This is a genomic window from Myxococcales bacterium, assembly GCA_016717005.1.
Taxonomy (GTDB): Bacteria; Myxococcota_A; Polyangia; order Haliangiales; family Haliangiaceae; genus UBA2376.
Genome location: JADJUF010000022.1, coordinates 13,881 through 32,124, shown reverse-complemented (window position 1 = coordinate 32,124; position 18,244 = coordinate 13,881). Strand labels below are relative to the sequence as shown.

At 74.5% G+C, this 18,244-nt stretch carries 13 protein-coding genes; 10 read left to right on the top strand and 3 right to left on the bottom strand.

Annotated features, from left to right (window positions below; all coding sequences use genetic code 11):
• Nucleotides 1-78 precede the first annotated feature (78 nt).
• The 5 genes from IPL61_19785 to IPL61_19765 all read left to right on the top strand — a co-directional run bounded on the left by IPL61_19785 (nucleotide 79) and on the right by IPL61_19765 (nucleotide 3,704).
• On the top strand, nucleotides 79-651 hold the full coding sequence (locus IPL61_19785) for a sigma-70 family RNA polymerase sigma factor (protein ID MBK9033475.1): 573 nt from the start codon (nucleotides 79-81) through the stop codon (nucleotides 649-651).
• Nucleotides 648-1,847, top strand: a complete 1,200-nt coding sequence (locus IPL61_19780) for a hypothetical protein (GenBank protein MBK9033474.1) — start codon at nucleotides 648-650, stop codon at nucleotides 1,845-1,847. Before IPL61_19785 ends, IPL61_19780 begins: the two co-directional genes overlap by 4 nt.
• 8 nt (nucleotides 1,848-1,855) lie before the next feature.
• Entirely contained in the window at nucleotides 1,856-2,047 is a 192-nt protein-coding gene (locus IPL61_19775) for a hypothetical protein (GenBank protein MBK9033473.1), read from the top strand.
• Between the two features lie 63 nt (nucleotides 2,048-2,110).
• A complete protein-coding gene (locus tag IPL61_19770) occupies nucleotides 2,111-2,554 on the top strand; it encodes a hypothetical protein (GenBank protein ID MBK9033472.1) in 444 nt (147 codons plus the stop codon).
• Between the two features lie 277 nt (nucleotides 2,555-2,831).
• Nucleotides 2,832-3,704: a hypothetical protein gene (locus IPL61_19765; GenBank protein MBK9033471.1), complete on the top strand. Its 873-nt coding sequence runs from the start codon at nucleotides 2,832-2,834 to the stop codon at nucleotides 3,702-3,704.
• Between the two features lie 10 nt (nucleotides 3,705-3,714).
• Here IPL61_19765 and IPL61_19760 read toward each other — a convergent pair whose 3' ends face one another.
• Nucleotides 3,715-4,167: a hypothetical protein gene (locus IPL61_19760; protein MBK9033470.1), complete on the bottom strand. Its 453-nt coding sequence runs from the start codon at nucleotides 4,165-4,167 to the stop codon at nucleotides 3,715-3,717.
• A 190-nt stretch (nucleotides 4,168-4,357) separates the two neighbouring features.
• Nucleotides 4,358-5,338, bottom strand: coding sequence for a tryptophan--tRNA ligase (gene trpS, locus IPL61_19755; protein MBK9033469.1), 981 nt, complete (start codon nucleotides 5,336-5,338; stop codon nucleotides 4,358-4,360).
• 275 nt (nucleotides 5,339-5,613) lie between these two features.
• Between trpS and IPL61_19750 the strand changes: the two genes are divergently transcribed.
• The 5 genes from IPL61_19750 (at nucleotide 5,614) to IPL61_19730 (ending at nucleotide 16,720) form a co-directional block, all read left to right on the top strand.
• A complete protein-coding gene (locus IPL61_19750; GenBank protein MBK9033468.1) occupies nucleotides 5,614-6,525 on the top strand; it encodes a YXWGXW repeat-containing protein in 912 nt (303 codons plus the stop codon).
• Nucleotides 6,526-8,168: 1,643 nt separating this feature from the next.
• Nucleotides 8,169-14,177: an Ig-like domain-containing protein gene (locus tag IPL61_19745; GenBank protein MBK9033467.1), complete on the top strand. Its 6,009-nt coding sequence runs from the start codon at nucleotides 8,169-8,171 to the stop codon at nucleotides 14,175-14,177.
• Between the two features lie 147 nt (nucleotides 14,178-14,324).
• The gene (locus IPL61_19740) at nucleotides 14,325-15,140 is read left to right on the top strand and encodes a 1-acyl-sn-glycerol-3-phosphate acyltransferase (GenBank protein MBK9033466.1); all 816 of its coding nucleotides are present in this window, start codon (nucleotides 14,325-14,327) and stop codon (nucleotides 15,138-15,140) included.
• Nucleotides 15,141-15,212: 72 nt separating this feature from the next.
• Entirely contained in the window at nucleotides 15,213-15,485 is a 273-nt protein-coding gene (locus IPL61_19735) for a hypothetical protein (GenBank protein MBK9033465.1), read from the top strand.
• Between the two features lie 2 nt (nucleotides 15,486-15,487).
• Nucleotides 15,488-16,720 carry a radical SAM protein gene (locus IPL61_19730; GenBank protein ID MBK9033464.1) on the top strand — a complete coding sequence of 411 codons (1,233 nt, stop codon included), beginning with the start codon at nucleotides 15,488-15,490 and terminating at the stop codon, nucleotides 16,718-16,720.
• Between the two features lie 12 nt (nucleotides 16,721-16,732).
• On the opposite strand, the gene IPL61_19725 is transcribed toward IPL61_19730, so the two are convergent.
• Nucleotides 16,733-18,229: a sigma 54-dependent Fis family transcriptional regulator gene (locus tag IPL61_19725; GenBank protein MBK9033463.1), complete on the bottom strand. Its 1,497-nt coding sequence runs from the start codon at nucleotides 18,227-18,229 to the stop codon at nucleotides 16,733-16,735.
• Nucleotides 18,230-18,244 lie beyond the last annotated feature (15 nt).

Below are 18,244 nucleotides of genomic sequence, written 5' to 3'. Positions count from 1 at the left end.
GCCCGGGCGTCGTCGGGCCGCCCGGATCCTGAACGTTCTACTGATCGATCCAACGCCCTCGCGCCACTACCTCCCCTGGTGGCCCTCGCCTCGACCCAGCCCACGACCCGCCCGGGCGCCGATCCGGTGTCGGGCGACCGCGCCGCCGCGTGGGCGGCGCTGTACGAGCGCCACTTCGACGACGTCTACCGGCTGGTGCGCCGGGCCGGGGTCAGCGCGGCCGAGGCCGAAGACGTGACCCAGCGGACGTTCCTGCGCGTGCACGCGCTCCTGGCCCACACGCCCGAGGTCGTGCACCCGCTGGCGTGGCTGCGCGCGATCACCGTGCGCGTCGTGTCGGAGCACCACCGCTTCTGGCGGCTGCGACGCATGAAGCGGTGGGTGGTCGAGGGCGCGGCGCTGCTGGCGCGGGTCGCGACGCCCGCCGAGCACTTCGCCACGCACCAGGCCCAGGATCAGGTCGCCGACGTGCTCACGCGCATGAGCCCCAAGCTGCGCGCGGTGCTGGTGCTGGCCGAGCTCGAGGAGCTGGCGCCGAGCGAGGTCGCGGCCATCCTCGGCATCCCGGTCAACACCGTCCGGTCGCGGCGCACGCTCGCCCGCGCGCAGTTCACCGAGCTGTGGCAGCGCCGGCACGGGGGCGCGCCGTGACGCCGCCGTGGGGCCCGCTGCGCGACATCGACGTGCCGCTGGGCGCGCGCGCGCGGGTGCGCCAGCGGGTCGAGGCCGCGCTCGCCGGCGCGCCGCCGCGCCCGCGTCGTCGTCGTCGGGTGCTGGTGCTGGCCGGCGTGCTGGTCGCGGGCGTCGCGCTCGCGAGCGTCGCGACGATCGTGCGCGAGCGCCCAGGCGCGCCGCCGCGCGCGGTGATCGTGGCCGACGGCGCGCGGGTCGAGCTCGCGGTCGGGCGCGGCCACGCGTCGGTGGTCGGGCCGGCCGAGGCCCGGCTGGTCGGCCGCACGCTGCACATCAGCGCCGGCACGGTCGAGACCCTCGGCGCCGTGATGATCGCGGGCCCGCGATGCACGGCCGAGGTCGAGGGCAGCGCCCAGGTGTCGGTGCGCGGCGACGCGACCCAGGTGCGCGTGTTCGCCGGCTTCGCCCGCGTCGTCCAGGCCGATCCGCTGTGCGAGGTGATCGATCTGACCGGCGCGACGTCGGCGGCGGGGATCGATCAGCTGGGGGACGCGATCGACGCGGCGATCGAGCCGGCGGTCGCCCCTCCGGTCGAGGCCGTCGACGCGGGCGTCGCCGACGCCGAGACCATCGTCGCGCTGACGCCCCCGGCGCACGCGTCCACGTCGCCAGCTGCGCGCCCGGCGACCGACGACGGTCTCGCGCCGTCGGCGCGCCCGCGGCCGACCCCGATCTCGCCGGCTGCGCGCCCGGCGACCGACGACGGTCTTGCGCCGTCGGCGCGCCCGCGGCCGACCCCGATCTCGCCGGCTGCGCGCTCGGCGACCGACGACGGTCTTGCGCCGGCGGCGCGCCCACGGCCGACCCCGACCTCGCGCCCGGCGCCCCTCGACGATCGCGACGCATCACCGGCGCCAGGCGACGATCGCGACGCATCACCGGCGCCGGATCCGCTGGCCGCCCAGGTGGCGGCGTACCGCGCCGCCGCCGCGCGCGAGGCCGCCGATCCCGCGGACGGCCTGGCCGCGTGGCGCGCCTACCTCGCGCGCTGGCCGAGCGGCGCGATGGCGACGAGCGCCGAGCTGCGCGTGCTCGCGGTGCTCGGCCGGCTCGGGCGCCGCGACGCGCAGCGGTCCGCGGCCCGCGCGTTCCTCGACCGACACGCGGACAGCCCGCGCGCCGCCGACGTGCGCCGGCTGCTCGAGGCGCCGTGATCGGCCGCGTGCTCGCCGTCGCGCTGGCGCTGCTCGCGGGCGCGTGCGAGCTCGACGTCGAGCTGGGGCGGCCGATCGACGGGGCGGGGCCCGACGCGCCCGTGATCGACGACGGCGGGGTGCCCGACGCGCCGGCGATCGACGACGGCGCGGTCGACGACGGCCCCATCGAGCCGGTCGACGCGCCGGCGCTCGGGTGACCGCGGCGGATCGCGCCGCCGATTTCGCTGATCGATCCGGCGCGCTCGCATCACCTGCACTGCATGAAGCGCCTCGCTCTGCTCGTGTGCGTGCTCGCCTCGTCGGCGTGCACGCTCTACCTCGACGAGAACTCCGGCGATCCGGGCGTGCCCGACGCGCAGCCGTACTCGCCCGACGCGCCGCCGTGGGTCCAGGACGACGCGCCACCCTTCGCGCCCGACGCCCAGCCGTGGGAGCCCGATGGCGGCTGCGGCCTGCCCGACGCGCCGCCGTACTCGCCCGACGCCCAACCGTGGCTGCCCGACGCCCAACCGTGGCTGCCCGACGCCCAGCCGTGGCTGCCCGACGCCCAACCGTGGCTGCCCGACGCCCAGCCGTGGCTGCCCGACGCCCAGCCGTGGCTGCCCGACGCCCAGCCGTGGCTGCCCGACGCCCAGCCGTGGCTGCCCGACGCCCAGCCGTGGCTGCCCGACGCCCAGCCGTGGCTGCCCGACGCCCAACCGTAGCTGCCCGACGCCCAGCCGTGGCTGCCCGACGCCCAACCGTGGCTGCCCGATGACGCGGCCCCCGGCGGCCTCGACGCCGACGCGCCGCCCTGGGGCGCCGACGCGCACCCCTGACGGCCGCGCCGTCAGGCCTACGTCGATCTCGCCGGCGGCGACCTGGCGCCGGCGCTTGCGCTCGATCTCTGACGCCGCTGTCAGGTCCAGCGCCGATTCTGGCCCCCCGCGGGCCTCAACCGGTCGAAAACACGTCGGCACGTGGTTTGCTGGACCGACCAGCATGGTTCGCGCACGCCTCACCCCGCTCGTCGCCTCCTTCGCCGCCGCCTCGCTCCTCGCGTGCACCGACGCGCCGGTCGCTGACGGTCCCCCGGACGTCACCACCGGCGCCTACTACGCATTCATCCAGCACGGCTGGGTGTTCCCCGCCTCCGGCGCCGACTGGCGCGCGGTCGGCTTCGACTTCGACGACGACGACATGCCCGAGAACCAGGCGGGCATGCTGCTCGGCGCGCTCGGGTCGCTCGGCCTCGCGATCGACGACGCCAACCTCCAGCAGCTCAGCCGCGGCGACACGATCCTCGGGCACGTCGTGCGCGCCGACTCGCTGGCCAACGATCGCTCGGTCGCCTGGCAGCTGTGGAGCATGAGCGGCGCGCCGCCGAGCTACGACGGCACCGATCGGCTCGGCCCCGGCGCGGTCGACGGCGAGCTGACCGGCGAGATCCTGGCCGGCGTCCTGACGGCGCAGTACGGCGAGGCCGTCATCCGCGTGCCGCTGTTCCCCGATCAGCCGCCGGTGCTGTTCCCGCTGGTCGAGGCCCGGCTCGAGCTCGACCTGCGCGGTCCGTGCCGCGGGCGGATCGGCGGCGTCCTCGATCGCGCCGGCCTGGCCACGGCGCTCGATCAGGTCGGCCGGCAGACCGTCGCGCACATGGCGGCGCACCCGGAGCACTCGTTCACGGCCGCCGCGCACCAGTTCTTCGACGAGGACCACGACGGCGAGGTCACCGCGAGCGAGGTCGCGGCGTTCGGCCAGCAGCTCCTGCGCGCCGACGTCGAGCTCGACGGCGACGGCACCCGCGACGGCGTGTCGCTCGCGGTGCCGTTCGAGTGCGCGCCGGCGCTGCTCGCGGCGCCGGGCGAGTTCTGACGCCCGCCGCTCAGGGCGCGCGGTAGGCGGGCAGATCGATCCGCCAGCGTCCGTCGACGCGCACGACCTCGATCTGCGCGCGGCCGGTCGGCCCGCCGACCTCGACCACGGCGCGGTCGCCGGAGCGCGACACCTCGCGCACGTCGGTCGGCGGCGGCACGTCGTCGGAGGTGCCGACGCTGATCAGATCGAGCGCCGTGTAGCGGGTGCTGGCGCCGACCAGATCGGTGGCCTTGCGGGCGCGGTCCTCGAGGGCGCGCTGGGTCTGGGGCGACAGCAGCCGCCAGACCGCCTTGCGATCGCCGGCGCGCGCCGCCTGGATCATGCCGCGCACCGCCGCCTCGGGGCCGGGCCGCGTGACGCCGCACCCGCGCCCGAGCATCGTCGCCGCGAGCGCCATCGCCATCACCGCGCTCGCCGCGGCCGCGATCGCGCCGCGACGGGAGGTCAGCGCGAGCGCCACGTCGGCTCCATCGTCGCCGCGCGCGCCATCGCCATCACCGCGCGCGCGGCGGCCGCGATCGCGCCGCGGCGGGAGGTCAGCGCGAGCGCCACGTCGCTCCATCGGCCCCCCCCCCCCCCCCCCCCCCCCCCCGCCGCGACCGCGGCGGGCGTCTCGCCACGTCCGCTCCGTCATCGCCACGTCGGCTCCGTCATCGCCACAAGCCTAGCTTGTGATGGACCTCGTCCATGGTCTTCCGTGCGACCGCGCGCGCTTTCTCGGCGCCGGCGTAGAGCGCGTCCCGGACGCGCTCGGGGTGCGCGACCAGCTCGGCCCGGCGCTCCCGGTACGGCCCGAAGTGCGCGAGGATGCGCTCGGCCAGGCGGCCCTTGCAGTCGACGCAGCCGATGCCGGCGGTGGTGCAGCCCTCGCGCACCCACGCGCGATCCTCGTCGGTCGAGAAGATGCCGTGCCACGCGAACACGTTGCAGACGTCGGGGTCGCCCGGGTCCGTGCGCTCGACCCGCTTGACGTCGGTGACGGCGCGGCTCAGCAGCTTGCGCAGCGGCTTCTCCTCGATCGACGACAGCGGGATGTGGTTGCCGAGCGACTTCGACATCTTCTGCTGGCCGTCGAGCCCGAGCACTTTCGGCGTCGTCGTCAGCTTCGGCTCGCACTCGGGGAACACCTTGCCCCAGCGATGGTTGAACGACCGCGCGATCCGCCGGGCCAGCTCGATGTGCTGGACCTGGTCCTGGCCCACGGGCACCAGCTCGGCCTTGTAGAGGAGGATGTCGGCGGCCTGGAGCACCGGGTACTGGAATAGGCCGGCGTTGATGTTGTCGGGCTGGCTCTGCGACTTATCCTTGAACTGCGTCATCCGCTCGAGGTCGCCGTGTCCCGTCACCGCGTCGAACACCCAGCACAGCTCGGTGTGCTCCGGCACCATCGACTGCACGAACAGGACGGCCTTGTCCGGGTCGACGCCGAGGGCCAGGATGTCCGTGGCCATGTCGAACACCCGCCTGCTCATCTCCTTGGGCGCGTAGTCCTGGGTGATGGCGTGGTAGTCGACGATGCTGAAGAAGGATCGGTACTGGTCTTGCAAAGTGATCCAGTTACGAATCGCCCCGATGTAGTTGCCGATGTGCAGATCACCCGACGGCTGGATCCCAGAGAAGACCGTTTTCATGGGCCTTTCTGAGTACTTGTTGTCGGGAGCAGCGTCAACTAGACTTTGAATCCTTCGCAGCTCCACGCCGTCGAAGACCCGTCCCGGAGGAACTTATGAAGATGCGCCGCCTTGCACAGTTGTTTGGAATCGCCGGCCTCGCGTTCGCCGCCCAGGCGTGTGTCGTTCGCGACGCACGCCCCGTGAACGCAGGTTACGGTTACTCGAGCTCGGGCAGCATGTACGCGTCAGGCGGCGTCTACGTAGGGGAGCCCTCCGTCGCCTACGCCAGCAGCATGCCGCCCCCGGCTCTGTACGAGTCGATGACCCAGTCGCCGGGCTACGGCTACGTCTGGATCGACGGGTACTGGCACTGGAACAGCTTCGAGTGGGTCTGGATGTCGGGCCGCTGGGTCCAGGAGCAGCCGGGCTACTACTACGTCCAGCCGTACTACGACTACTCCAACAGTCAGTACGTCTATTACCCGGGCTACTGGTCGACCCCGGACCGGCTGCCGCCCCGCGCCCAGGTCCAGGACCACCGCGGTCAGGGTCGGCCGCCGATCGCGACCCGGCCGCCGATCGTCCAGGGCAACCAGCCCCGGCCGCCGATCGTCCAGGGCAACCAGCCCCGGCCGCCCGTCGTGCAGCCGCCGATCACGCAGCCTCGGCCGCCGATCGTCCAGCCGCAGGGCCCAGTCGCGCAGCCGCCGATCGTCCGTCCGCCGCAGCCGCAGCCGCCGATCTACGTGCCGCCGCCGCGCGAGCCGTCGGCCCCGCCGGTGGTGCAGCCGCCGCCGGCGCGCCCGCCGGTCTATCAGCCGGCCCCGGTGCGGCCGGTCCGTCCGACGCCGCCCCCGCCGACGCGGCCGATCCAGGCGCAGCCCCGGCCCCAGCCGCCGGTCTCGGCGCCGCCCCCGCGTGAGCCGTCGGCCCCGCCGGTGGTGCAGCAGCCCGACCGCCCGTCGCGCCCGGCCCCCCAGCCGATCGCGCCGCGGCCCCGGACCATCACGCCGTCGGCGCCGCCCCCGGCCCGGACCACGCCGCCCGCCCGGACGCCGCAGGCCCCGCCGACCCGCGCGACCCCCACGCCGCCCGCGCGGACGCCGCAGGCCCCGCCGACCCGCTCGGCCCCGCCGCCCCGTGAGCCCTCGGCTCCGCCCGTCGTCCGCGAGCCCTCCTCGCCGACCCGTCCCAACCACCGCTAGTCGCTAGCCTCCAGCCACCCTGACGGCGCCACCCGGCGCCGTCAGCCATTTTCGGGGACAGGCTCCTGGGTCTCAACCCATCGACATCACTATAGAATTTCGGCCTACCGCGGCCGAAAAAGGGACAGGATCCTAGGTCTCAACACCTCGAAATCAATAGTGATTTACGAGGTACCGCGTCTGAATCTCCGTCAGCTTCGCGGAGCATGCTGGCTTCCGAAGATCCGCCTCCCGATCCGCGGACCCTCGGCCGCTGGGACCAACCTCGGGGACAGGCTCCTTGGTCTCTACACATCGAAATCAATAGTGATTTACGCCGTACCGCGCCTGAATCTCCGTCAGGTTCGCGGAGCATGCTGGCTTCCGAAGATCCGCCTCCCGATCCGCGGACCCTCGGCCGCTGGGACCGGTCAGGGACCCCGTGATGGCGGCCCGATCGCCCGGCCCCAGGTCGCTCGGGACTGGTCGCTCAGGACTGGACGATGATTCGTTGCAGTACGCCAGAATTCCCCATTGGTCTTGGAGGGTTGAGGCCCAAGATCATGTCCCCTATTCTGACGCGGTACGCCTGAAATCTAAAATGATCACATTGGGTTGGGACCCAGGAGCCTGTCCCCACTGGGGGCAGCTGCGCCTCCGTGCCGCCTGGCCGTCCCGATCGGCTGTTCCCCAATCGCCCGGCGCCGGGACTGGCGCTGCCGCTGATTCGTTGCAGTACGACAGAATTCCCTATTGATCTTGAATGGTTGAGGCCCACGATCATGTCCCCTCGTTTGACGCGGTAGGCCTGAAATCTGAAATGATCACATTGGGTTGGGACCCAGGAGCCTGTCCCCACTGGACGTCCCCACTGGAGCAGCTGCGCCCCCGTGCCGCCCGCGCCCGTCCATGTGCGGTTTCACGCTGTCCCTGCCAACCAACGGTCACGATCGTACCTGACACCGGCCGGGCGACACCCGGCGGGCGAGGCTCCGATCGGCTGACACCCGACCGGCGACACCCGCCGGGCGAGGCTCCGATCGGCTGACACCCGACCGGCGACACCGGGCGAGGTTCCGTTCGGCTGACACCGATCGGCTGACACCCGATCGGCTGACACCCGACCTGGGCGAGCTCCGATCGGCTGACACCCGATCGGCTGACACCCGACCCGGGCGAGCCCCGATCGGCTGACACCCGACCGGCGGCTCCGATCGGCTGCCACCCGATCGGCTGCCACCCGATCGGCTGACACCCGACCCGGGCGAGCTCCGATCGGCTGACACCCGACCGGCTGACACCCGCCGGGGCGAGCTCCGATCGGCTGACACCGCGACCGGGCTGACCCCCCCGGCGGGGCGCTCCGATCGGCTGACACCCGACCGGCGACACCCGCCGGGCGAGGCTCCGATCGGCTGACACCCGATCGGCTGACGCTCCGATCGGCTGACAGCCGATCGGCTGACACCCGATCGGCTGACACCCGGCCCCCGGGCGACCGCACGGCGACGATCGGCCGCCCGAAACGTGGTCCAAGACCGTCCCCTCCGGCCGCGTGCGACGCCCGACGAGACGACTGGCGCGCGGGCCGGTCAGCAGCGAACATCGACTCGCGCACGTCAGGTCAGACCGCTCCAGGCGGTGGCCCCGTTGGAGTGCCATCCATGCAGCACAGCCTCATGTTCCGGGTCCTCGCGGCGGTGACGCTGGTGGTTTTTTCGTCGACCTCGTGTGGGCCGACCCGCCCTGCGCGCGCCCCGCGCACGGTCGTCAATGCCGCAGCCGGCGCGCCGCTCGCGCCTGCCGTCGAGCCGACCGGCCTGACCCTGCGCCTCTCCGACGGTGCCGCCGCGCGGCCCGCGCCCGTGCGGTCTCAGCTCGCACCCGCGACCGCGCTCGACGACGCCGCCGCCCAGGCGGTCCTCGATCGCGTCGCGCCCATCCGGGCCACGCCGACCGACGCGGTTCCCTTCGCGCTGCGTGCTGGTGCGCCGCCACCGCGCTCGAGCACGACCATCGCAGGCGTGTTCCCGCCGCCCGCGCAGCCCGCACCGCCGCGCGTCGGTCGCCGCGCGCCGCTGACCGTGGTGCGCTACGCGCCCGCTGGTGACGTGCCGACCGCGCCGCAGCTGCAGGTCACGTTCTCGCAGCCCATGGTCGCCGTGACCGCGCAGGACGACGCCGCGACCGCCGTCCCCGCGACGCTGACGCCCACGCCGCCGGGGCAGTGGCGATGGCTCGGGGCGCAGACGCTGACCTTCGATCCGGGCACGCGCTTCCCGCAGGCGACCACGTACACCGTCACGATCGCCAAGGGCGCGACCGCGGCGAGCGGCGCGACGCTGACCACGAGCACGCGCTTCACGTTCACCACGCCGACGCCGCGGATCGTCACCACCTGGCCGGGCGACGGCCCGCAGCCCCGCGACGCGCCGATGTTCGTCGCGTTCGATCAGCAGATCGATCCAGCGGCGGTGCTCGAAACGATCACCGTGACCGCCGCCGGCGCGACCCACCCGACCCGCCTGGCGACCGCCGCCGAGATCGGTCGGCACGCCGCGCTGCAGCGCCTGATCGGTGACGCCGTCGCCGCGGGGCCGGGCGATCGCTGGCTGGCGTTCGTGACCACCGCGCCGCTGCCACCCGACGCCCGCGTCGAGATCTCCGTCGGGCCGGGCACGCCGTCGCGCGAGGGCCCGGACCGGTCGCCCGACGCCCAGCGCTTCGGGTTCCGCACCTATCCACCGCTGGCGATCGCGCGGGCCGGGTGCCGCGCCGATCCGTGTCCGCCGGGCGCATCGTTCGAGATCGAGCTGAGCAACCCGCTCGACGGCGATCGCGTCGACGCCGATCAGGTGGCGGTCACGCCGGCCGGCGCGCAGGTCGAGATCGACGGCCGCACGATCACGATCGCCGGCGCGGCCGACACGCGCTACACGGCGGTCCTCGCGGGCGCGCTCGTCGACGCGTTCGGCCAGACGCTCGGGCAGGACGCAGCGCTGACGTGGACCACCGGCGGCGCGACGCCGTACTTCTGGGGGCCCGAGGCGATGTTCGTGGTCGATCCCGCGGCCACGCGCCCGACCCTCGACGTGTTCACGCGCAGCTACACCGCCGTCAAGGTCCAGCTCTACGCCGTGACGCCGAAGGACTTCGGTGCCTACGCGCGGCACATCGAGGCGCGATGGGATCGACGGCCGGCGCCGCCGGTGCCTGGCACCAAGGTCTTCGACCGAGCGGTCGCGGTGTCGGGCGCGGGCGCGGCGGTGACCAGGACCGCGCTCGATCTCGCCCCGGCGCTGCGCGACGGACGGGGCCACGTGATCGCCGTGGTCGAGCCCGCGCCGTGGACGTCGCCGGGCCTGCCGCCGCGCCTCGAGGTCTGGATCCAGGCCACCGGGCTCGCCGTCGACGCCGCGGTCGACGCCGACGAGCTGCGCGCCTGGGTCAGCCGGCTCAGCGATGGCGCGCCGGTCGCCCACGCGGCGCTGACGATCGAGCCGACCGGTGTCACCGGTCACAGCGGCGCCGACGGCACCGCGGTGTTGAAGCTCGCGCAGCGCGCAGCGCGGGGCCCGGCGCTGCTGGTAGCGCGGCGCGGCGACGACGTCGCGTTCGTGCCCGCCGGCCGGTTCGCGTACGACTGGTCCGCCGCGTGGATCAAGCGGCCCCAGCACGACCAGCTGCGCTGGCACGTCACCGACGATCGCCGGGTCTATCGACCGGGCGAGGACGTCCACGTCAAGGGCTGGCTGCGCGTGGCCCAGGGCCGCACCGGCGGCGACCTCGCCGGCGTCGCCGGCCAGGTGTCGTCGGTGACCTACCGCGCGCTCGACGACGATGATCATGAGCTGGCCCGCGGCACGGCGAAGGTCAGCGCGCTCGGCGGGTTCGATCTCGCGTTCGCGATCCCGGCGACGGCGCGCCTCGGGCGCGCGAAGGTCGAGCTCGCCGCCCGCGGCGGTCTCCACGGCACCGAGACCCACGAGTTCCAGATCGAAGAGTTCCGTCGGCCCGAGTTCGAGGTCAGCGCCCACGCCGCCGACGCCATCGCCGTGGTCGGCGGCAGCGCCGACGTGACGGTCGACGCGCGCTACTTCGCCGGCGGCGGGTTGCCCGGCGCGGCGGTCCGCTGGGACGTGTGGGCCGAGGAGACCGTGTTCGTGCCGCCCAACCGCGACGACTTCAGCTTCGGGCGCGACACCCCGTGGTGGGTCCGGGGCCAGCGCGCCTGGGCCCGGCACGCGTCCCTGGAGCCGCAGGACTGGACCCACGCCGGCACGACCGACGCCGACGGCGCCCACACGTTGCACCTCGACCTCCTCGGCGTCGAGCCGGTGACCCCGATGTCGATCTCCGCCACCGCGACGGTGACCGACGTCAACCGGCAGGCCTGGTCCGCCAGCACCTCGCTGCTCGTGCACCCCGCGAGCGCGTACCTCGGCCTGCGCGCCGCGCGCCCGTACGTCGCGCAAGGCCAGCCGATCGAGATCGAGGCGATCGACGTCGACCTCGACGGCGCAGCGCGGGTCGGTCAGCCGATCACGCTCCACGCGACGCGGCTCGACTCGACGCGCGACCACGGCGACGTCGTCACGATCGAGGCCGACCCGCAGACCTGCACGCTGACCTCGACCGCGGCCGCCAGCACCTGCGCGTTCGCGACCCCCGCCAGCGGACCGTATCGGATCACCGGCACGGTCACCGACGAGCGCGGCCGCACCAACCGCACCGAGCTGATCGTGTGGGTCGCGGGCGGCGCGGCAACGCCCGCCGACCTCGACGAGGAGCAGGTGCTGCTGATCCCCGACGCCACGGCGTACCAGCCCGGGGACACCGCCGAGCTGCTGATCCGCGCGCCGTTCTACCCGGCCGAGGGCGTCCTGTCGGTCCGACGCGCGGGCATCGTCTCGTCGTCGCGGTTCACCCTGACCGGCCCGTCGCGCACGTTGCGCGTACCGATCGCCGAGAGCGCCGCGCCCAGCGTGCACGTGCAGGTCGACCTGATCGGCGCCGCGGCGCGCACCGCCCCCGCCGGCCAGCCCGGCGCCGCGTTGCCCCCGAGGCCCGCCTACGCGGTCGGCACCATCGACCTGCCGGTCCCGCCGACGCGTCGGGCCCTGGCGGTGACGATCCACCCGCGGGTCGCCGTCGCGGCGCCCGGCGCCGGCACCGCCCTCGAGGTGACGGTCGCCGACGCCGCCGGGCGGCCGGTGCGCGGCGCCGAGGTCGCGGTCCTCGCCGTCGACGAGGCCACGCTCGCGCTGACCGACGCCCGCTTCGAGGATCCGCTCGACACCTTCTACCGGCGCCGCGACGCCGACGTCACCGATCATCGCCTGCGCGAGTTCGTCCGGCTGATGGGCGCGGGCGACCCGTTCGTCGCCGGCGATGACCGCGGCCTCGACAGCCTGCCCGACGAGGTCACCGTCGTCGGCGACGTCGACGACGACTACACCCGCAACGTCCCGTCCGGGCGGACCTTTGGCGCGGTCCTCGGAACCGCCGCCGGCGTGCCGCCGAAGCCGATCACGGTCCGCGCCCGCCTCGACCCGCTCGCGGTGTTCGCGCCCAGCGTCATCACCGACGCCGCCGGCCGCGCGGTCGTGCCGCTGACCCTGCCCGACAACCTCACGCGCTACCGGCTGGTGGCGCTCGCGGTCGCCGGCGACCGACAGTTCGGCAAGGGTGAGAGCGCGATCACCGCGCGCCTGCCGCTGATGGTGCGGCCGTCGGCGCCGCGCTTCCTCAACGTCGGCGATCGGTTCGCGCTGCCGGTCGTGGTCCAGAACCAGACCGCGGCCGCGCTCGAGGTCGACGTCGCGGTCCGCGCCACCAACGCCACGCTCACCGCCGGCCGCGGCCAGCGGGTCACGGTCCCGGCCCACGATCGGGTCGAGCTCCGGTTCCCGGTCGCCGTGGCCCGGCCCGGCACCGCGCGCTTCCAGATCGCCGCGACCGCGCGCGCTGGCAGCGACGCGGCCGAGGTCGCGCTGCCGGTGTGGACGCCGGCGACGACCGAGGCGTTCGCGACGTACGGCCAGCTCGACGACGGCGCGGTCCGGCTGCCGGTGGCGCTGCCCGGCGCGGTCGCCCCCGCGCACGGCGGCCTCGAGATCGAGACCAGCTCGACCCAGCGCGAGGCGCTGACCGACGCGCTGGCGTACCTGGTCGCGTACCGGTTCGAGTGCGCCGAGCAGATCAGCGCGCGCGTCGGCGCGATCGCCGAGCTGCGCGACGTGCTGACGACGTTCGCCGGGCCGGGGCGGCCGACCGCGGCCCAGCTCGAGGCGCGGGTCGCCACCGATCTCGCCCGGCTGTACGCGCTGCAGAACGCCGACGGCGGCTTCGGGTTCTGGCGCCGCGGCGACGCCTCGTGGCCGTTCCTCGCCGTCCACGTCACCAACGCGCTGGTGCGGGCCCGCCGCGCGGGCTTCACGGTCGCGGCCGCGCCCCTCGACCAGGCGCTCGCGTACCTGCGCACGATCGAGCGGCGCTTCCCGGCCAGCTACGGGCCCGACGTCCGGCGCGCGATCACCAGCTACGCGCTGGCGACCCGCGCGCTCGCGGGCGACCGCGACGTCGTGCGCGCGCGCGGCGTGATCGCCGACGCCGGCGGCGTCGACGCGCTGCCGATCGAGGCCGCGGGCTGGCTGCTGGCCGTGCTGGCCCAGCGGCCCGACGCCGCCACCGAGCGCGCGGCGCTGCGGCGCACGCTCGACAATCGCGTCACCGAGACCGCGGCCGAGGCCCACTTCACGACCACCTACGCCGACGGCGCGTACCTGGCGCTGGCCAGCGACCGGCGCGCCGACGCGGTCGTGCTCGACGCGCTGCTGGCCGAGGATCGCACCAGCCCGCTGATCCCGAAGCTCGCGGCCGGGCTGCTCGGCCACACCACCGCCGGGCGCTGGGCGTCGACGCAGGAGAACGCGGTCGTGCTCGGCGCGCTCGATCAGTACGTCCGCGCGTTCGAGCGGGTCACGCCGGCCTTCGTCGCCCGGATCTGGCTCGGCGACGGCTACGCCGGCGACCACGCGTTCCAGGGCCGCACGACCGAGCGGTTCGCGCTCGCCATCCCGATCGCCGCGGTCGCCGCGCGCGCCAGCGCCGGCTCGGCCGACCTGATCATCGCCAAGGACGGGCCCGGGCGCCTCTACTACCGCGTCGCCCTGGCCTACGCGCCGGCCAGCCTGCAGCTCGCCGCCGTCGATCGCGGCTTCGCGGTGACCCGCCGCTACGAGCCGGTCGACGACCCCGGCGACGTGGTCCGGAAACCGGACGGCACCTGGGCGATCAAGGCCGGCGCGCGGGTGCGCGTGCGCCTGGCGCTGGTGGCCGACGGGCCGCGCGATCACGTCGCGCTGGTCGATCCGCTGCCGGCCGGCCTCGAGCCGCAGAACCCCGCGCTCGCGGCCACCGGCCCGACGCCGCCCGATCCTGACGACGACGACGGTCGCTGGTGGCGGCCGACCTGGTTCGAGCACCAGGACCTGCGCGACGATCGGGCCGAGGCCTTCACCGCGCGCCTGCCCGCCGGCGTCCACGCGTACACGTACGTCGCCCGGGCCACGACGCCCGGCACGTTCGTGGTCCCGCCGACCCGCGCCGAGCAGATGTACCAGCCCGAGGTCTTCGGCCGCACCGCCACCGACACGGTCGTCGTCGAGTAGCCCGGTTCAGCTGGACCCGCCCGAGGTCTTCGGCCGCACCGCCACCGTCACGGTCGTCGTCGAGTAGCCGCCGCGGCTGCGACAACCGCGCACGCGGATCGGCGCCCACCGCGCCCAGGTTCGGCCGTACGATGGAGCCGTGCCGCGGTGACCGTCGATCCGACCGACCTCGATCAGCGTGATCCCGAGCAGCTCCGCCGGCTGTTCCCGGCGCTCGAGTTTCTGTACGACCGCTACTTCCGGTGCGACCTCGTGGGCATCGAGCGCGTGCCGGCGGGGCCGGCGATCCTGTTCGGCAACCACTGCGGCAGCACGTACACGATGGAGGGCGCGATGCTGGCGGTCGCGCTCATGCGCCGCTTCGGCTTCGCCCACCCGCTGTACTTCCTCGCCCACCGCGCGTTCTACGGCCTGCCCGGCGTCGGGCCGTGGCTGCCGCGGGTCGGCGCGGTCCTCGCCGATCGCGACGTCGCGCTGCGGATCCTCGCGCGCGGCGGCCAGTTCGTGGTCTTCCCCGGCGGCGACCGCGACTCGCACAAGCCGTTCCGCGAGCGCCACCAGGTCGACTTCCACGGCCACGCCGGCTTCATCCGCATGGCGCTCACCGCCCGCGTCCCGCTGGTGCCGTTCGCCCACGTCGGCACCCACGAGACGCTGTTCGTGCTGTCGCGCGGCGAGCGCCTGGCCCGGGCGCTGCGCCTCGACAAACTGACCGGGCTCAAGGTCTTCCCGCTCGTGCTCAGCGCCCCGTTCGGCCTGTCGCTGGGGCCGCTGTACCTCGCGCTGCCGCTGCCGTCGAAGATCTCGATGCGCGTGCTGGCGCCGGTGCGGCTGTGGGAGCTGGGCTACGACGATCCCGACGACCCCGCGCAGGTCGCCGCGGCGCTGGCCCACCTGACCGAGCTGGTGCAGCGCGAGGTCACCGCGCTCGCGGCGGCGCGGCGCCGGCCGGTGCTCGGCTAGCTCGACGCCCGATCGCGCTTGCGGTCGGTGCCGCGCGGTGTTGAAATCGTCTACGCTGGTCGCCAGCGTCCCATGAGCCTCCACGTCTGCGAACGCTGCCGCGGCTTCGTGCCGACCACCTCCGCCGAGTGCCCGCACTGTCGCGCCAGCGCCCGGTCCGGACGCCGTGTGCTCGTCGGCGCGATCGCGCTGGGCGCCACGCTGATCGCCGCGGCGTGCGTGCCCGCCTGCGCCTACGGCGACTTCGCGCCCGATCCGCCGGTCGACGCGCCGGCGGCGCTCGACGGCGGCGTCCCCGACGGCGGCGGCCCCGATGGTGGCGCCCCCGACGCCGCCGTGCGCTAGGCGTGCCGGCCGCGCGGCGCCTCGACGTCCTCACCGACGCGCACCACCCGCGCTACGTGGTGTGGGAGCTGACGCTCGCGTGCGATCAGCCGTGCACCCACTGCGGCTCTCGCGCCGGCACCGCGCGGCCGCGCGAGCTCGATCGCGCCGAGGCCCTCGACGTCGTGCGCCAGCTCGCGGCGATGGGCACGCGCGAGGTCGTGCTGATCGGCGGCGAGGCCTACCTCCACCCCGCGTACCTCGACGTCGCGCGCGCGCTCACGGCCGCCGGCGTCCGCGCGTCGATGACCACCGGCGGCGCCGGCGTGACGCCGGCGCTGGCCGCCGAGATGAAGGCCGCCGGCCTCGCGCTCGTGTCGGTCAGCGTCGACGGGTTGGCGCCGTCGCACGATCTGGTGCGCGCCAACCGCGGCAGCTTCGCGCGCGCGCTCGCGGCCCTCGCGGCGCTGCGCGCGGCCGGCCTCGACGTCGCGGCCAACACCAACATCAACCGCGTCAACCTCGGCGAGCTCGAGGCGCTGTACCCGATCCTGCGCGACGCCGGCGTCCGCGGCTGGCAGCTGCAGCTGACCGTGCCGCTCGGGCGCGGCGCCGATCGCCCCGACCTGATCCTGCAGCCGTACGAGCTGGTCGAGCTGTTCGCGCGGCTCGCGGCGCTCAAGGAGCGGGCCTGGGGCGACGGCGTCACGATCTTCTCGGCCAACAACCTGGGCTACTTCGGTCCCGAGGAGGGCCTCCTGCGCTCGACCCGCCCCGATGAGCTGCACCACTTCCAGGGCTGCGTCGCCGGCCGCTACGCGATGGGCATCGAGTCCGACGGCGCGATCAAGGGGTGCCCGTCGCTGCAGACCGACAGCTACGTCGGCGGCAACGTCCGCGCGACGCCGCTGGTCGAGCTGTGGCAGACGCCGGCGCTGGCGTTCGCGCGCGCGCGCACGGACGCCGATCGCTGGGGCTTCTGCGCCACCTGCGCGTTCGGCGACGTGTGCATGAGCGGCTGCACGTTCACCGCGCACGCGCTCCTGGGCCGCCCCGGCAACAACCCGTACTGCGCCTACCGCGCGCAGCAGCTCGCCGGCCAGGGGCTGCGCGAGCGCCTGGTGCCGGTCGCGGACGCGCCCGGCGCGCCGTTCGACAACGGCCGCTTCGAGCTCGTCGTCGAGCCGCTCGACGCGCCGACCGCGCCGACGCCGCCGCCGCAGCGCCTGGTCCAGATCCGCCGCCGCGAGGCGTGACGCCCCGCGCGCTCACTCCTGCTCGCCGCCCTTGAGGCCGTGGCGCTTGAGCAGCTCGCGCAGGTGGTAGCGCGTCAGGCCGGCCTCGTTGGCCGAGCGGGTGATGTTGCCCTCGTTGCGCGTCAAGAGCGCCTCGAGGTACGCCGCCTCGAACGCGTCGACGACGGTCTGCTTGGCGCCCTTGAAGCCCAGGCCGGGCTTGAGCAGCGCCGCGTCGAAGATCGCCGGGCCGCTGCCGGGCGGCAGGGTCACGCCGGCCTCGGCCGCGACCGCGCGCTGGGCCCCGGCGACGCCGGCCTTGGCCAGGTCGTGGCTGACCGACACGCTCGGCCCGAGCTCGCGGCCGAACACCAGGTCGGCGCGGGTGATCGTCGGCCCGTCGGACAGCGCCGCGGCGCGCTCGACGACGTTGCGCATCTCGCGCACGTTGCCGGGCCACGAGTGGGTCATCATCGAGGCGATCGCGTCGGGGCCGAACGTCATCTGCATGCCGCGGCGGCCGGCGATGTCGCGCAGGAAGTGGTTGGCCAGGCCGGCGATGTCCTCCTTGCGCTCGCGCATCGGCGGCAGCTCGACGTGGACCACGCTCAGGCGGAAGTACAGGTCCTCGCGGAAGTGGCCGCGGTTGACCTCCTCGCGCAGGTCGCGGTTGGTCGCCGCCAGCACGCGCACGTCGACCTTGACCGTGCGGTCGCCGCCGACGCGCTTGATCTCGCGCTGCTCGAGCACGCGCAAGAGCTTGGGCTGCAGCGTGATGTCGAGCTCGCCGATCTCGTCGAGGAAGATCGTGCCGCCCTGGGCCTGCTCGAAGCAGCCGAGGTGCTGGCCGACCGCGCCGGTGAAGCTGCCCTTCTCGTGGCCGAACAGGGTCGACTCGATCAGCTCGCGCGGGATCGAGCCGCAGTCGAGCACGACGAACGGCTTGTTCTTGCGGCCCGAGGTGTTGTGGACCGCGCGCGCGACCATCTCCTTGCCGGTGCCGGTCTCGCCGGTGATCAGCACGGTCAGGTCGCTCGGCGCGACCTTCTCGAGCTGCGCGAAGATCTGCCGCATCGCCGCCGAGCCGCCGATGATCGCGTCGAAGCGATCGCGCTTGGACAGCTCGATCTCGACGACGTCCTGCATCGGCTGGAACTGGATCGAGGTGTGGCCCAGCCGGAACACCGTGCCCGGGCGCAGGTAGACCTCGCGGATGCGCAGGTCGCCCACGTAGACGCCGTTGCGCGAGTTGAGATCGCGCAGCCGGTAGCCGTCGTCGCGCGCGGCGATCTCGAAGTGGGTCCCCGACACCGCCTTGTCGGCCAGGAGCAGGTCGCTGATGATGCTGCGGCCGCCGGTCACCCGCGGCTTGGCGATCTCGAGCTCCTTGCCCTGGTCGGCCCCCGCCACGACCACGAGCTTGCCCTTGCGCAGGCGCTGGACCGTCGCCCACGCGCCCTCGAACATCGTGGTCAGCCCCGAGCCCTCGAAGCTCGGCGCGTCGTCGTCGTCCTCGGGACCTGGCTCCATCGATCGGGAGCGTAT

Coding starts and splice junctions, on each gene's coding strand:
- IPL61_19765 (MBK9033471.1), top strand. CDS start 2,832: ATGGTTCGCGCACGCCTCACCCCGCTCGTCGCCTCCTTCGCCGCCGCC.
- IPL61_19735 (MBK9033465.1), top strand. CDS start 15,213: ATGAGCCTCCACGTCTGCGAACGCTGCCGCGGCTTCGTGCCGACCACC.
- IPL61_19745 (MBK9033467.1), top strand. CDS start 8,169: ATGCAGCACAGCCTCATGTTCCGGGTCCTCGCGGCGGTGACGCTGGTG.
- IPL61_19725 (MBK9033463.1), bottom strand. CDS start 18,229: ATGGAGCCAGGTCCCGAGGACGACGACGACGCGCCGAGCTTCGAGGGC.
- IPL61_19770 (MBK9033472.1), top strand. CDS start 2,111: ATGAAGCGCCTCGCTCTGCTCGTGTGCGTGCTCGCCTCGTCGGCGTGC.
- IPL61_19750 (MBK9033468.1), top strand. CDS start 5,614: ATGCCGCCCCCGGCTCTGTACGAGTCGATGACCCAGTCGCCGGGCTAC.
- trpS (MBK9033469.1), bottom strand. CDS start 5,338: ATGAAAACGGTCTTCTCTGGGATCCAGCCGTCGGGTGATCTGCACATC.